This is a genomic window from Streptomyces sp. NRRL F-5126, assembly GCF_000721265.1.
GTDB lineage: Bacteria > Actinomycetota > Actinomycetes > Streptomycetales > Streptomycetaceae > Streptomyces.
The window spans coordinates 1-220 of the sequence record NZ_JOFZ01000161.1 but is presented as its reverse complement, the minus strand read 5'-3'; the positions used below and the strand labels follow the sequence as shown (position 1 = coordinate 220).

Sequence of the window (220 nt, the reverse complement as noted above, 5' to 3'; positions counted from 1 at the left end):
GGCTGGTGAGGTGTAGGTGGGTGTGGCCTTGGTCGGCGAGGTGGTGGGCGAGGAGGCTGCCGAGGGTGCCGGTGCCGCCGGTGATGAGGATGGTGCCGTCCGGGTCGAATGATGTGGGTGAGGTGTCGGTGGGGGTGGTGGTGCGGGTCAGGCGGGGTGTGTGGATGGTGTTGTTACGGAGGGCCAGTTGGGGTTCCGTAGTGGCCAGCGCGGTGTGCAG

The 220-nt window shown here is 68.2% G+C and carries 1 protein-coding gene; it reads right to left on the bottom strand.

What is annotated here, in order from left to right; all coding sequences use genetic code 11:
- Positions 1–220: KR domain-containing protein (locus tag IH48_RS34170; RefSeq protein ID WP_037844372.1), on the bottom strand; the 220-nt coding region annotated here is incomplete at both ends.